Here is a 14,523-nt window from a genome sequence, read left to right as displayed (position 1 = left end):
AAATGTTTGGTGGAAAGAAAACACCCACGCCTCAGAACCAGATTGATTCGCTAATCGGCGCGGGAACCCATATCGACGGCAATATCAATTTCAGCGGAGGGTTGCGCGTAGATGGCCATATTACAGGAAACATTACCGCGGTGGGCGACAAGCCCAGCACCCTGGTATTGAGCGATCAAGCGATCGTAGAGGGGAAAATCCAGGTTTCTCACGCGGTTATTAATGGCACCGTAGCCGGCGCCATATATGGAACCGAGTATGTGGAATTACAGCCCAAAGCCAAAATCTCCGGAGATGTACATTACAAATCCATGGAGATTCAGCTTGGCGCATCGGTTGACGGCATGCTTCATCGTCTTCTGGACAATGCCCAACTCGAAAATAAGGTGGTGGCATTGATACCCGCCACCCATGGTGAGTGACGTTTATTTGACAGGAGGACATAATTTGTTCCCCTGGATTAATTTTGATGCGGATAACTCGATATGAACGCTGCAGCTGGGGAAAATTTAGTCGCGGGAACGCAAGTCCCATTGATCTTTACCGATAACGCGGCAAGCAAAGTCAGGGAGCTGATTGAAGAAGAGGGGAATAATGATCTCAAGCTCAGGGTATTCGTTGCGGGTGGAGGCTGCTCCGGCTTTAAATACGGCTTCACCTTTGACGAACTGATAGGCGAAGACGATATGGTAATGGAAAAGAATGGCGTAAAACTGCTGGTCGATGCGATGAGTTTTCAGTACCTGGCCGGGGCGGAAATCGACTACCAGGAAAATGCTGAAGGAGCCCAATTCGTTATCAAAAATCCGGGGGCTGCCAGCACCTGTGGTTGTGGATCTTCATTCTCCGTTTAACTACCCGTGCGGCTTTATTTAAAAAACGGAAGCCGCGGCTTCCGTTTTTGTTTATAGAAAAATAGTGCCGATCAGTCAATGAGCGGTCAACTGCCGGATTCAAGGTCAACCCGGATAGATCGCACCGAGCAGGCGGGCGCCGCGCGCACCGGTTACCGCGGGAAGACTGGCAGGAACTCCTGAAATGACCTGCCTCGCTAGCCAGGCAAAGGCAAATGCCTCCAGCCAATCCGCGTCGACGCCGACACTGTCTGTCAATTCCACCTTCCTGCCAGGGAGTGCCATTCGTAATCGTGCAACGAGTGCCGTATTACGCGCACCCCCCCCGCACAGATAGATTTCCGCGGCATCCGGAAAGTAGGCAAGCACTGCCCCGGCAATTCCCGCTACCGTCAACTGCAGCAAAGTTGCCTGAACGTCTGCCGGCTTCTCATCTCCAGATAGATAGCTCTCCAGCCAGACCAGATTGAATAATTCCCTGCCTGTGCTTTTTGGTGGAGCAAGAGAAAAAAACTGAAGCGCAAGAAGCTTCTCAAGCAGTTCCGGGATCACTCGGCCGAATTCAGCCCACGCGCCGTTCTCATCGTATGGCTTGCCGGTATGATGCAAACACCATGCATCCATCATTATATTACCGGGGCCGCAGTCGAATCCGGTAACCTCTCCATTGGGCGTGAGGCTGGTGAGATTGGAGATTCCACCAATATTAGCAATTACGCGATGAACTTGTGAATCCTGGAACAAAATTTGATGGAATACCGGAACCAGAGGAGCACCCTGGCCGCCCGCGGCGATGTCACGACTCCTGAAGTCCGCTACCACGGTAATACCTGTGAGTTCGGCCAGCAATGCGGGGTTGCATAGCTGAATGGTATAGCCTCTCTCCGACTCGGGGCAGTGGCGCACAGTCTGGCCATGGCAGCCAATGGCAGTTATCTGCCGAGGTTCTACGCCGCACTTATTCAGCAAACCCGTCACAGCCTCCGCATAGCGGCGAGCAAGCTCATTACCAAGCATGGCTGCGCGATGCAGCTCGTCATTACCCGGATGGTTCAGATCCAGCAATCGGCCGCGCAACTCACTGTCGTAAGATAGATAACAGGTTTGTAGCAGAAAGGGAGGCGACGAACTAAAATCAGCCAGCACCGCATCAATTCCGTCAAGGCTGGTGCCCGACATAATGCCGATATAGTAAGCGGTTTTCAAATCCATCCGCCTGCGTGCTCTGTTATTTTCGCCTCTATGGGTGGGAGTGGGAACGGAAGTGGGAGAGCGAATAGGATGAAACTGGCTAGTCCAGGAAAGCCAGGCTCGTACCACGCAGCATATCCAGCCGAGCCATCAATGGCTTTGTGTACTCATAGAATGCGGGCAGATGTTTGGCCGAAACGGGATTGGCGGTGGGCATGGCCATCCGCGTGGGGTCGCGTTGAACACCATTGAAGCGAAATTCATAGTGCAGATGCGGACCTGTGGCCATCCCGGTTGCGCCGACATGACCGATGACATCACCCTGGCTGACACTTTGTCCCGAGCGCAAACCTTTGGCAAAGGTCGATAAGTGGCCGTAAACCGTAGAGTACTGCCCATGGTGTTGCAGGATGACGACATTACCGTAACCGCCCTGCCAACCGGCAAACAGCACCGTCCCGTCCGCGGCGGCCTTCACCCGCGTTCCCGTTGGCGCGGCGTAATCAATGCCGCTATGAGCACGCCATGTTTTCAGGATAGGGTGGAAACGTGCGCTGGAAAAGCCCGAGCTGATGCGGGAAAACTCCAGCGGCGAACGCAAGAATGCTTTTCTCAGATTTTTTCCGTCGGGTGTGTAATAACCGCTTTCCCCGTTGTCAGCCTGAAAATAGACTGCCCGATGAGGGGTACCCTGATTAATGAACTCCACCGACAGCACTCGGCCGGGCCTGGCGGGCTCGCCATTACCATAAAGTGAGTCATAAACCACCGTAAAGCGGTCGCCCTTGCGTAAATCCCGGTGAAAATCAATGTCAGACGCCAGAATATCGACAATCTGCGTGGCAACGCTGTCGGGAACACCCGCACCATCGACGGCTGCAAACAGCGAGCTGTTTATCACCCCGGATTTCATCTGAATGTGTGTTTCCAGTTTGACCGGCTGCTCGCTTACCTTGAAGACGCCGTCAATCTTTTCCATCACCAGTTGTTCACTGCCGCCGGGGAAATAGCGCAACAAGAGCAATTCACCCGCCGCGGTAGTCTGCACATGGACGATCTTGCCGGCCACCAGTTGATGCGTGGCCTTGATGCTTCTCGAATCGCGCAGGAAACTGGCCGCATCCTGATTATTCACCTCAAGCCGGGACAGCAGGGTTGCGATGGTGTCGCCCGCCTGAATGCGTTCCTGGCGCCAGAATGTCATATTTTCGCCGGAGGGCGGAAGAATCTCGGGGAGCTCAAGACCACGGATAACTTCCTCGACGGGAAGATCCTCCAACGAGGTATCGGGCGCAATACCAAAGGCAGCCACCATTCCAAATAATGGAAAACTGGATAACAGGATTAACCAGCGTAGTCGTTTTTTTGTCAGCGTAAGCGGTTTATGCGCTAAAATGCTGATTTTGTCGCCCGGCATGCTTACCTCACTTTTGGGAACGTGAAGTTTAACATAGAAATTGCCATCCATATCGACTACAGGGTCATTATGTCACCTACGGGTACGGAAAGTTTCCCTGGCTGCGGCCGGCAGAACTTAGCGTTGAGCAAGAAGAACAGTGCGAGTATTTGCCTCTAGGCTGAAATCAGGGTTCCTTGAACTATCGCGCTAATTCATATAATCCCGCTTTTCTGAGCGTTTTATATTGCCAATGGAGAGCATTGCATGTCCACGGAAGACTTGACGCTTGATCTCCTGGCCTACCACGCGTTCCCTCACCTCGCATCTGCCTTAAGGCTGCGGCAGGACGCTATCGTCCAGGCGTGGGAGGCCGCCGTGGTTCAGACGCTTCCCGCTGCCGACGCACTCACCCTCCAGAATCTTCGCAACTCGATACCATTGATCCTGCAAGAGATCATAGACGCATTCGCCTCGGATAAACCATCCGTCACTCGCAATCTCGTTGAAGGCAGCAAAATGCATGGCGAGTCCCGCTTCCAGGAAAACTATAATATACGTGAGCTGGTCGTTGAGTACCGTCTACTGCGCCGGGTCATCATCGAGCAAGTCACGGAAGCAATGGATGAGCGGCTGGATATGCGGAGTAACATCGCTTTGAACATGGCCGTGGACACCGCGCTGCAAAGCGGAGTCATCAGGTTTATCGAACACCTGCAGCAGCAGAATAGAACCTCCACCGAGGTTCAGGCCAAGTATCTTTCGTTTCTTTCGCATGATCTCCGCAACCATCTGCACCACGCCATGCTTCACGTGCAGCTTCTCGTCAAAAGGCTGACTCAAGTACCTGAGTTCGCGGATAGCGTCGCGGACCTGGAATCCGTCAAGCGTGCGATACTCCAGACGACCGCCGGGATGGATCGGATGCTTCAGTCGGAGCAATTGCGGAAAGAACCTGTTCATCACACAGCGGAACCAGTGGATCTGAAATTGTTGCTCTCCGAAATTACCAGCCAGTTTGCGCATGAAGCCAAAGCCAAAGGGATAAAGCTGGATTCGGACGTACCCGATGGAGCGCAGGCCATCGGTGACGAAGGGTTGCTGACGCTGGTATTGCAGAATCTGCTGGGTAATGCGATGAAATATAGTTCCGAAGGCGAAATAAAAATACTGGCCCGGAAGGATGCGAATAGTGAAGAAGACATCGATTGGGTATTAAGCGTTAGCGATCAGGGGCCGGGTATCGCACCGGAAAACCTGAGTCATTTGTTTGATGCCTTCCGCCGGGGTGATACGTATGGTCAACCGGGCGTAGGTCTGGGGCTTGCCATCGCCTCGGAAGCGACCCGGCTTTTGGGCGGCAAATTGGAAGTTCAGTCCAAAGTGGGAGTGGGTTCCACGTTTCGATTAATGCTGCCCAGGAAGGATCAGGACCAGAACGTGATTCAGGGCAATAAGCCGTGAAGTCACCTCATCGTCTTGCAATTTTGTCTGTCTCCCGCGCAACCGGTTCACTTATATTGGCTCACCGTTAGATCGCCATGAGCGTTTATACCTTGAGTGAATTGCACGCCCTTGTTCGCACCGAACCCGATAACATGATTGATTGAAGTGTCGAAAAAAACACTCCGTTCGCAATTAGCCCTCTCATTTCTGCTCGGCGCAATTACTGTTCTCGGTTTTGCGCCGTTTTATCTTTTTCCAGTTCCCGTTTTCACGCTCGCGCTGCTATGCCACTTCTGGCGCATAAGCGCGACATCCATGCGCGCCGCCTTACTGGGCTTCATCTTCGGCATGGGCATGTTCAGCGCGGGAGTCACCTGGATTTACATCAGCCTGCATGACTTCGGCGCAATGCCGATGCCAGCCGCGGTGCTTGCGCTGGTCGTTTTGTGCGCCTATCTCGCTTTATTCCCCGCATTGACAGGCTGGATATTGACGAAGTTGCGCATCAGCGCGCCCATCGTCTGGTCATTGGCCGCAGGTGCGTTATGGGGGTTGTCCGACTGGCTGCGCAGCTTCTTGTTCACCGGCTTTCCGTGGCTGACACTGGGCTACTCGCAAGCGCCGGCCGGCCCATTGGGAGGTTTTGCCCCCGTCATGGGTGTTTATGGCGTATCACTGGTACTCGTTCTAAGCGCGGCACTGATATGTCTATTATTCGAAAAGCGATTTCGGGAATGGCGTTACCTGCTGCCGCTTCTGGCAATCTGGTTTATCGGTTTCGGCTTGCAGCAGATCCGCTGGACTGAACCACAAGGTGAACCGGTCACAGTAAGCCTGCTACAGGGAAATATCTCGCAGGATTTGAAATGGCGGGAAGATCAGCTCGTCACGTCGATGGATACGTACGCCAGACTCACGCTGGAAAGCAGCAGCCGCCTCATTATCACGCCCGAGATTTCGATACCGCTGTACCGTGACGAGGTACCGTCGAGTTATCTGGCACGACTGGCTACTCATGCCAAACGGAATAATGGCGATATCCTGGTCGGCATGGTTGAAGCCCCCGGCGGACGCAGCGAATACTACAACTCCATGTTCAGCTTCGGCACATCTCCCGATCAGAGCTACCGCAAGTACCATCTGGTGCCGTTTGGAGAATTCATTCCATTGAAGCCTGTGTTCGGCTGGGTCATCGATGTATTGAAAATCCCGTTATTGGATTTCTCGCGCGGAGGGCTTGACCAGCAACCGATGAGTCTGGCCGGACAAAGGGTTGCGGTGAACATCTGCTACGAAGATGTATTTGGAGAGGAAATCATCAAGCAATTACCTCAAGCCACGCTCCTCGCCAACGTCAGCAATGACGCCTGGTTTGGCCGGTCCATCGGTCCGCGGCAACACCTGCAGATTTCGCAAATGCGCGCAATGGAGACGGGGCGTTATATGCTGCGCGCCACCAATACCGGCGTTACCGCCATTATTAACGAACGCGGCATCGTGTTGCAGGAAGCGGAAGTATTTACCACAACTGCGCTGCACGGTATGGCGCAAGGATACGCCGGTGCAACGCCCTATGTCCGTTTCGGCAATAATCTGTTATTCATACTCGCCGGCGTATTGCTGGTTATCGGCTTGTTGCCGATTTTTCGCGGCGAGCACAAAAACCTGTAAAATCCCGGCATGTTGGCTTTAAATCAGCACGATTAACCCTGAATTCGTTAGCTGGACGGGGTGAAGTGCGCGGTTTTTGGGGTACAGGGCAGGCGCAACGACGCAAAATGGTCGTTCCATTCCAAAATTCCAGACTGATAAATGAGCGATCAACTACCGGATTTAGGTTAACTCAGGCATTTCCATGCTCACATTCCAGGAAATTATTCTCACCCTGCAACATTATTGGGACAAACAGGGTTGCGCGCTGCTCCAGTCCTATGACATGGAAGTCGGCGCCGGCACTTCACACACCGCCACCTTTCTTCGCGCCCTCGGGCCGGAACCCTGGAAAGCCGCTTATGTTCAGCCTGCGCGCCGGCCCAAGGATGGACGCTATGGTGAAAATCCAAATCGCTTACAACATTACTATCAATTTCAGGTCGTGCTGAAGCCTCCTCCTCCCGGTATCCTGGACCTGTATCTTGGTTCACTGGAAGAACTCGGCTTTGATTTGAAGCAAAACGATATTCGTTTTGTTGAGGATGATTGGGAAAACCCGACGCTGGGTGCGTGGGGTTTGGGTTGGGAAGTATGGCTGAACGGGATGGAGGTGACACAGTTTACGTATTTCCAGCAAGTCGGCGGATTGAACTGCAAGCCGATTACGGGCGAGATCACGTACGGTCTGGAGCGGCTTGCCATGTATCTCCAGGGAGTGGAAAACGTGTTCGATCTGACCTGGGCGCAAGGTCTCTCCTACCGTGACGTATACCATCAGAATGAAGTCGAGCAATCAGCCTACAATTTCGAGCACAGTGATATGGATTTTTTGCTGAATGCCTTTGCCAGTCACGAAACGCAAGCCCGGTATCTGGTGGAACACGGGCTTGCGCTGCCAGCCTATGAGCAGGTGCTGAAAACCGCGCATACATTCAATCTGCTGGATGCGCGCGGTGCGATCTCCGTTACAGAGCGCGCGGCCTATATTGGGCGAATTCGCGATCTCGCCCGTAGCGTAGCGCAAGCCTACTACGAGAGCCGCAGACGGTTGGATTTTCCGATGGCGCCGCGCGAGTGGGTCGAGCAAATGACGGAGAAAATCGCTTGAGCAACGCAACCGGAAATCTGTTGATTGAGCTGCTCGTTGAGGAACTGCCACCCAAATCACTTAAAAAACTGGGTGACAGCTTCGCGGAAGTAATAGCTGCAAACCTCAAGGCCCAGGGCTTGGCCGAAAATGATGCCGTCATCACGGCTTTTGCCTCACCGCGTCGACTTGCGGTGCATATTGAAAACGTGGCGGCGCAAGCGGCTGATAAATCCGCTTCACAAAAATTGATGCCCGTGTCAGTTGGCCTGGATTCTAATGGGCAGGCCACACCCGCCCTGCTCAAGAAACTCGGGAGTCTCTGCATCGATGCCATGGATATGCCAGTGTCTCAGCTTAAAAGAACGTTTGATGGCAAGGTAGAGGCCCTGTTCTTCGACAGTGTAGTAAAGGGCGTGGTACTGGCAGAAGGTTTACAGAGAGCCATTGATGAAGCTCTCATCAAGCTGCCAATTGCCCGGATGATGACCTATCAACTGGCCGACGGGTGGAAGAGCGTGAATTTTGTGCGCCCCGCGCATGGTTTGGTCGCCCTGCACGACGCGGAAATCATACCCATCAGCGTCTTGGGTTTGACCGCCGGACGAGAGACACAAGGGCATCGCTTTGAAGCAAGGGTTAAGGCGGTGATGTTGAAGAATGCTGATAGCTATGAATCGCAACTAAAAAACGAGGGTGCGGTTATTGCCAGCTTTCCGGCACGGCGTGCCGAAATTGTCCGGCAGCTTCAAGCCGTCTCGGCTGAGACAGGCCTGCAACCCGTGGAAGACGAAGCATTGCTGGACGAAGTGGCCGGACTGGTCGAACAGCCGAGTGTTCTGGTGGGAAAGTTTGATAATGCATTCCTGGAGGTGCCGCAAGAGTGCCTGATTCTGACCATGAAGGCGAATCAAAAATACTTTCCGCTTCTGGATGCAAGCGGCAAGCTCTCCCATCAATTCCTGATTGTCTCCAACATTCGTCCGGCAGATGCCAGCCAGGTAATTACCGGCAACGAGCGCGTGCTGCGCTCACGCCTGGCGGATGCAAAATTCTTCTTCGATCAGGATCGCAAGAAAACGCTGGCTGCGCGCGTTGCGGGTTTGGATAAAGTTGTTTATCACAACAAGATTGGTACCCAGGCGGAGCGTGTGGAACGGATTTGGGCAATCGCGCAGGCGATTGGATTGCGATTGGGCGGTAATGTGCTTGCGGCCCAAGCCGGCGAAGCCGCCATGCTATCCAAAGCAGATCTGCTTACCGGCATGGTAGGCGAGTTCCCCGAGTTGCAAGGCATCATGGGGCGCTATTATGCCCAGCATGACGGACTGTCACACGATATTGCATTTGCCATCGAAGATCACTACAAACCACGATTTGCGGGTGATGAGTTGCCGCGTAATATGACCGGACTCTGCGTCGCATTGGCAGACAAGCTGGAGACGCTGGTAGGCATGTTTGGCATCGGACAGACTCCGACCGGTGATAAAGACCCATTTGCATTACGCCGTAATGCCTTGGGCGTGACGCGTATGCTGACAGAAAAAAAAATCGAAATCTCTCTGGAAGAGGTAATCAGAATTTCAAGTGGAGTGTTCAATAACAAGATTAATTTCGGTGATGCCGAGTCTCATCAGTTGCTTAATTTCATCTATGAAAGAATGTCCAGTCAGTTGCGTGAACAAGGCTACTCACCACAACAGATTGAAGCGGTTATTGCCAAACGGCCGCAATTTTTGAACGAAATTCATCAGCGCCTTGCCGCCGTCCGCGCTTTTTCCGCTTTACCGGAAGCTGAAAGCCTTGCGGCTGCAAACAAACGGGTAAGCAATATTCTGAAAAAGGCTGAAGGTGCGGTCAGCAGCGCGGTGAATGCCGCACTTTTGCGGGAGCCTGCCGAGCAGGCATTGCATGCCGCACTCAATACCGTCATGCCAAAAACAGACATCGCCTTTAAACTCGGAAAATTCAGCCTTGCTCTGCAGGAACTCGCAGCATTGAGAACACCGGTGGACACATTCTTCGACAAGGTGATGGTGAATACGGAGGATGCCGATTTGCGCGCCAATCGTCTTGCTCTGTTGGCCCAGTTACGGCAGGAAATGAATCGCGTGGCTGATATTTCCAAGTTGGCTACTTAATCTGGATCCCTATTATGAAACTGGCCATTCTCGATCGCGATGGTGTCATCAATTTTGACAGCGACGCATTTATTAAAACGCCGGATGAATGGAAGCCGATTCCTGGCAGCCTGGAAGCGATTGCGCGTCTCACCCAGGCAGGTTATCGGGTCGTGGTCGCCACCAACCAGGCCGGCATCGGCCGGGGGCTGCTGGACATGGCCGCGCTCAATGCGATCAATGACAAGATGTGGAAAGCGGCAAACCAGGCGGGTGGACGCATTGATGCGATGTTTTTCTGTCCGCATACCACTGCGGATAATTGCGATTGCCGCAAGCCCGCAACCGGAATGTTCAAGGAAATTTCTCAGCGCTTTGGCCTGGAGCTGGGTGGCGTACCCGCAATAGGCGATTCAATGCGTGATTTACAGGCTGCGGCGGCGGTAGGTGCTATTCCGGTTCTGGTGCTGACCGGCAAAGGCAAAAAAACGAAAGCAGAGGGTGGACTGCCCCAAAACACCCGGATATTCCGTGACCTTGCAGCAGCCGTTGATGCACTGACGGAATGAATATGATCCTGCCGGTGTTGCGTTCAACGCTATATAGCCTATTGCAGATCGTCATCACTCCGCTTTATTTCCTGATTGTATTCGCCGCGTTCCCACTATCGCCCATGAGCCGCTACCGCATCACTTCCGGCTGGGCGCATCTGATGCTGTTTCTGCTGCGCATTATCTGTGGCATACAATATCGCGTTATGGGCGCGGAGCACATCCCGCAAGCACCGAGCATCATACTGTCCAAACATCAATCGGCATGGGAAACCCTCGCGTTTCAGCAGATTTTTCCGCCCCAGGTGTGGGTACTTAAAAAAGAGCTGCTGCGTGTACCATTTTTCGGTTGGGGATTGGCAATGAATAGTCCCATTGCGATCGATCGCAGCTCGGGAAAAACGGCACTGAAGCAAATCGTCGAGCAAGGAAAAGATCGCCTGAAGCAGGGTTTCTGGATCGTGGTTTTCCCGGAAGGCACGCGCATTGCGCCGGGGAAAAAAGGGAAATACCACATTGGCGGCGCATGGCTCGCTACGCATACTGGCGCGCCAGTGGTCCCGGTTGCGCACAATGCGGGGGAATTCTGGGGCAAGAATGCGTTTATCAAACTTCCCGGCACAATTACAGTGAGCGTCGGCGCGCCGATAGATCCCCGAGGAATGGAGTCCGGCGATCTCAACACCATGGTGGAAACCTGGATCGAGGCGGAAATGATTCGTATTGGCGACCAGAATCGGAAGGCATATGACAACAGCAAAATTATTCCGGTCTCCGAAGGATAGGCGGACAACGCCCGCAGGTGAAATCCGCCATGTCAGCTTGAATGGCAAGGAAGTCGCTTATACGCTCAAGCGCTGCAAACGTAGAACGATTGGTATGAAAATTGACAGCGAGGGCTTGACTGTCCGCATTCCATTAAGAGAATCGGTGTGCTGGGTCGAATCGGTATTGCAAAACAGGGCCGATTGGGTGGTAGAAAAACTCGATGAATGGAAAAGCAGAAAATCCAGTGAACCGGTGTGGGAGGAAGGCGCCGTTTTTCCGCTCCTGGGCGAACCCTGGCGGCTGGCGGCGATAGCTACCGGGGTGATGCAAATGACTCGGGCAACCATGAAGGCAGGAGCCGAAGACAGGCAGATGCAATTGCCACTGCCATCCGTACTGACCGCCCGCCAAATCGAAAAAATTGTGATGGACTGGTATCGCAACAAAGCATTGGCATGTTTCAGCGAACGGCTTGCGCTGTATGCGGACAAGCTCGGCGTTGCACTGCCGCAGTTGCGGCTATCGCACGCCAGAACCCAGTGGGGCAGTTGCAACTCGCGTGGCATTGTTCATCTCAACTGGCGGCTGATTCAAATGCCGCTTCATCTGGTGGACTATGTGGTAGCGCATGAATTGTCGCACCTCATCGAGATGAATCATTCACCAGCCTTCTGGCAAGCGGTGGGACGCGTCTATCCGAATTATGCGGAGGCGAGAAAAGAGTTGAAGAGGTTTGGGTGAAGGCGACGTACGTCATATTTATCCTCCTGTACAAGGCATATACATAAACATCGCTTCAATTAAGATGGAGCAATGGACAATGAGATTCGGAACGGCTTCGTTAGGTTCAACTGTTCAAGGATCTCGGCGACGCGGGAGTGTATGGCTCCGGACAGCAAAAAAAGAAAGGCACAGAGGGGCGGATGCTCCTCTGTGCCTCAGGACCAAGCTATGCTTTAGCCCCATTATTGTACATAATGGCGCGTGATAGAATTCCAGCTCTCATAACGCTTTGCCGTCAGCCCATGATTCGATCGCGCATTCCATCATTGCTTCTTGTCATCGTGGTGGCCGTGCTCAGCGGTTGCGCGACGCGCCCGATCAACCCTCCGCTCGAGTGGGTCGATCTGAAGGGAGGGTTTCGCTATGAAACCCGCTGGCAGCACCGCATTGGCTATGACACCGAGAACATAATCATCCTCGCCTTCTCCGGGGGTGGCACCCGTGCTGCCGCATTCGCATACGGAGCCCTCGAAGCCCTGCGGCGCATGGATCTCATCTTCCCGACGGGCTTGAACATCCGCATGCTGGACGAAGTGGACATCATAACCGGAGTGTCCGGGGGTGCGTTCACCGCGCTGGCTTATGGCCTGTATGGCGACAAGCTATTTAATGATTACGAGCAGCGCTTCCTGAAACGCGATGTGCAAGGTGAGATCATCGCGCGCACGTTGAATCCAGCCAACTGGGGAAAGCTGTGGACGACGGGTTGGGGCCGTTCTGAATTGGCGGCCGAGCTGTACGACGAAATCCTCTTCAACGGCGCTACTTTCGCCGATCTCGACCACGGCGCGAGTCCAATGATCTGGGTGGCGGCCACGGACATCACGACGGGCTCCCGTTTTGTCTTCAGCCAGCGCATTTTTGACATCATCTGCTCGGATCTCAATGCGCTGCCGCTGTCCCGCGCCGCTGCGGCCTCGTCCGCCGTGCCGGTAGTGTTCTCACCCGTCGCTATCAACAACTATGGCGGTACCTGCAACAAGATCAGACCCGCTTGGGTGGCGCCATTCGTCGACACCGCAGAACCGCCACGACCGGCGGCGCGGGCGGTACGGCAACTCCAAGGAGAGGAAGCGTACGGCGACGGTGTCAATCGGCCCTATCTCCATCTCGTCGACGGCGCTGTATCGGACAACGTGGGCATGCGCAGCGTGCTCATGTCACTGGAAATTCTCGAGGCGCTGCAGGAATCCGGCGTGCGCACGCGGCTCGACACTGCGAAGAGAATCGTGGTGTTCATCGTCAATTCGATGTCTTCTCCCACGACGAAGTGGGACCAGTCGGAGAGCATTCCCGGTGTCCTGAACATCCTAGGCAAAGCGGCCGGCACGCCGATCGACTCGTATTCATACGAGACGATAGAACTGTTGAAAGATACGGCAGCGCGTTGGCGAACCTTGCGGATGATTCGTGATTGGGCCGCATTGAAGGGCAATAAGCCTCCAGCAGTTGCCGCCGCGCTGCGCGTCCCGGACGCCGAAATCTATGCCATCGACGTCTCGTTCCCTGCGCTGGATGACAAGGCGGAACTCCATTTTTTGAATCAGCTGCCTACGTCGTTTATGTTGCCCGCCGAAGCCGTCGACCGTCTGCGCGCCGCAGCGGGGACGCTCATCATGGCGTCGCCAGAATTCCAGCGGTTCGTGAGGGATGCCGGCATTAAGCTGATCGTAGCACCAGCGGCTGGTGGCAACCCGGCGACAGCGCGCTAGGTCCTAAAGACGAGTGTCTGCATTCGAGGTACGGCGACTGACTGTTTGTGGCACATTTCTGCCGTCTCGAAGGTCGTAAACCGACACCCATCAGGCAGCTGCGCTTCTCGATGACGAATGCTCGATGTTCAAGATCGCCCGCAGGCCGGTCCGATACATGAGGGTTTAGGACCCAAAATAATAGCGCTCATTTGTCTTTGATTTTCCAAGAATGCGTGAAAGAATTTCGAAGAGCATGAGCCAAGTCATATGCTGCCTTCTGAGCTTCGGTCATATTCAGCAATTCTGGGTCGATTATCGAGGCGAGTGCCATCATTTCGCCTTCGACTGCAGGCGCCTCGACCATAGCCAACTCTGCGACATACAGCTCCCTAAATCTAATCCTGGACTTCGCGATCTCTTCTTTCGTGTGTACTTCGGGGTTTGACAGGACTCCTGCTGACTTGACGGCCTCGGCGTACAAGTTTTGTCTAAGTGTATAGAACGGCTTTGCCGTTTCAAGCTCTCTGGCCTCTGCTTCTTTCCGTTGGGCTGCATTAAAGCTCATGATGCTAATAACAATCCCAGCAACAATACTGAGTGTTTGAACCGTAGTAGCAATTATCTCAAATGTCGACTTGGTATCCGGCATGGGTTCATTCCAGTGATTGATGGGACCTAACGTAAAAAGTGACTGGCGCTACGCGTCTTTATCTCACAGTATTTAGGATAGATTTCATGTTTATCATAGATGAAGAATCTGATTTGTAAAGCAGAGGCAACCTCTGCGTTGGCTATCCTATTAAGCGTTACAGGTGAGTTGCTCTCGTGCCATGGTTATTGAAGCGGATTTATTAGGCCAAAGCTGGTGTGATGCCAGCCGAGCAGCACGAAAGGGGGTAGCAAACAAACTCGTTCAAGTTTTTCATCATCGGCTTAACGTCTGAGAGTCCGTTCCTGGCACGTTTCTGCCGGTGGCAAAA

Annotated in this window: 13 protein-coding genes; 10 read left to right on the top strand and 3 right to left on the bottom strand. The window is 53.7% G+C overall.

Annotated features, from left to right (window positions below; translation table 11 throughout):
- The first annotated feature begins 2 nt into the window (after positions 1-2).
- A complete protein-coding gene (locus tag BLR00_RS05035; protein ID WP_074631150.1) occupies positions 3-422 on the top strand; it encodes a bactofilin family protein in 420 nt (139 codons plus the stop codon).
- 63 nt (positions 423-485) lie between these two features.
- Entirely contained in the window at positions 486-854 is a 369-nt protein-coding gene (gene erpA, locus BLR00_RS05030; protein ID WP_074631147.1) for an iron-sulfur cluster insertion protein ErpA, read from the top strand.
- Between the two features lie 105 nt (positions 855-959).
- Here erpA and BLR00_RS05025 read toward each other — a convergent pair whose 3' ends face one another.
- Positions 960-2,066, bottom strand: coding sequence for an anhydro-N-acetylmuramic acid kinase (locus BLR00_RS05025; RefSeq protein ID WP_074631145.1), 1,107 nt, complete (start codon positions 2,064-2,066; stop codon positions 960-962).
- A gap of 79 nt (positions 2,067-2,145) precedes the next feature.
- Complete coding sequence (locus BLR00_RS05020) at positions 2,146-3,462, bottom strand: M23 family metallopeptidase (protein WP_074634140.1); 1,317 nt, start codon at positions 3,460-3,462, stop codon at positions 2,146-2,148.
- Positions 3,463-3,708: 246 nt separating this feature from the next.
- Here BLR00_RS05020 and BLR00_RS05015 point away from each other — a divergent pair, with 246 nt between their 5' ends.
- From BLR00_RS05015 to BLR00_RS04980, 8 genes are all read left to right on the top strand, one after another.
- Positions 3,709-4,905 (top strand): sensor histidine kinase, encoded by a 1,197-nt coding sequence (locus BLR00_RS05015; protein ID WP_074631143.1) that lies wholly within the window; start codon positions 3,709-3,711, stop codon positions 4,903-4,905.
- 147 nt (positions 4,906-5,052) lie between these two features.
- The gene (lnt, locus tag BLR00_RS05010) at positions 5,053-6,558 is read left to right on the top strand and encodes an apolipoprotein N-acyltransferase (RefSeq protein WP_074634139.1); all 1,506 of its coding nucleotides are present in this window, start codon (positions 5,053-5,055) and stop codon (positions 6,556-6,558) included.
- 184 nt (positions 6,559-6,742) lie between these two features.
- Entirely contained in the window at positions 6,743-7,648 is a 906-nt protein-coding gene (gene glyQ, locus BLR00_RS05005; RefSeq protein ID WP_074631140.1) for a glycine--tRNA ligase subunit alpha, read from the top strand.
- On the top strand, positions 7,645-9,768 hold the full coding sequence (gene glyS / locus BLR00_RS05000; protein WP_074631138.1) for a glycine--tRNA ligase subunit beta: 2,124 nt from the start codon (positions 7,645-7,647) through the stop codon (positions 9,766-9,768). Before glyQ ends, glyS begins: the two co-directional genes overlap by 4 nt.
- Before the next feature lie 14 nt (positions 9,769-9,782).
- Entirely contained in the window at positions 9,783-10,316 is a 534-nt protein-coding gene (gene gmhB / locus BLR00_RS04995) for a D-glycero-beta-D-manno-heptose 1,7-bisphosphate 7-phosphatase (protein ID WP_074631136.1), read from the top strand.
- Positions 10,313-11,083, top strand: a complete 771-nt coding sequence (locus BLR00_RS04990) for a lysophospholipid acyltransferase family protein (RefSeq protein WP_074631126.1) — start codon at positions 10,313-10,315, stop codon at positions 11,081-11,083. Before gmhB ends, BLR00_RS04990 begins: the two co-directional genes overlap by 4 nt.
- On the top strand, positions 11,046-11,807 hold the full coding sequence (locus BLR00_RS04985; protein ID WP_074631119.1) for a M48 family metallopeptidase: 762 nt from the start codon (positions 11,046-11,048) through the stop codon (positions 11,805-11,807). Before BLR00_RS04990 ends, BLR00_RS04985 begins: the two co-directional genes overlap by 38 nt.
- Before the next feature lie 284 nt (positions 11,808-12,091).
- Complete coding sequence (locus BLR00_RS04980) at positions 12,092-13,561, top strand: patatin-like phospholipase family protein (protein ID WP_074631117.1); 1,470 nt, start codon at positions 12,092-12,094, stop codon at positions 13,559-13,561.
- Positions 13,562-13,748: 187 nt separating this feature from the next.
- On the opposite strand, the gene BLR00_RS04975 is transcribed toward BLR00_RS04980, so the two are convergent.
- Entirely contained in the window at positions 13,749-14,192 is a 444-nt protein-coding gene (locus BLR00_RS04975) for a hypothetical protein (RefSeq protein WP_074631115.1), read from the bottom strand.
- Between the last annotated feature and the right edge of the window lie 331 nt (positions 14,193-14,523).

It is taken from the genome of Nitrosospira multiformis (assembly GCF_900103165.1).
In the GTDB taxonomy this organism is placed as follows: domain Bacteria; phylum Pseudomonadota; class Gammaproteobacteria; order Burkholderiales; family Nitrosomonadaceae; genus Nitrosospira; species Nitrosospira multiformis_D.
This window is presented reverse-complemented; position numbering and strand designations above follow the sequence as displayed.

Excerpts from the sequence above, each read along its gene's own strand:
- BLR00_RS05035 (WP_074631150.1), top strand. The coding sequence starts at position 3 with ATGTTTGGTGGAAAGAAAACACCCACGCCTCAGAACCAGATTGATTCG.
- erpA (WP_074631147.1), top strand. The coding sequence starts at position 486 with ATGAACGCTGCAGCTGGGGAAAATTTAGTCGCGGGAACGCAAGTCCCA.
- BLR00_RS05025 (WP_074631145.1), bottom strand. The coding sequence starts at position 2,066 with ATGGATTTGAAAACCGCTTACTATATCGGCATTATGTCGGGCACCAGC.
- BLR00_RS05020 (WP_074634140.1), bottom strand. The coding sequence starts at position 3,462 with ATGCCGGGCGACAAAATCAGCATTTTAGCGCATAAACCGCTTACGCTG.
- BLR00_RS05015 (WP_074631143.1), top strand. The coding sequence starts at position 3,709 with ATGTCCACGGAAGACTTGACGCTTGATCTCCTGGCCTACCACGCGTTC.
- glyQ (WP_074631140.1), top strand. The coding sequence starts at position 6,743 with ATGCTCACATTCCAGGAAATTATTCTCACCCTGCAACATTATTGGGAC.
- gmhB (WP_074631136.1), top strand. The coding sequence starts at position 9,783 with ATGAAACTGGCCATTCTCGATCGCGATGGTGTCATCAATTTTGACAGC.
- BLR00_RS04990 (WP_074631126.1), top strand. The coding sequence starts at position 10,313 with ATGAATATGATCCTGCCGGTGTTGCGTTCAACGCTATATAGCCTATTG.
- BLR00_RS04985 (WP_074631119.1), top strand. The coding sequence starts at position 11,046 with ATGACAACAGCAAAATTATTCCGGTCTCCGAAGGATAGGCGGACAACG.
- BLR00_RS04980 (WP_074631117.1), top strand. The coding sequence starts at position 12,092 with ATGATTCGATCGCGCATTCCATCATTGCTTCTTGTCATCGTGGTGGCC.
- BLR00_RS04975 (WP_074631115.1), bottom strand. The coding sequence starts at position 14,192 with ATGCCGGATACCAAGTCGACATTTGAGATAATTGCTACTACGGTTCAA.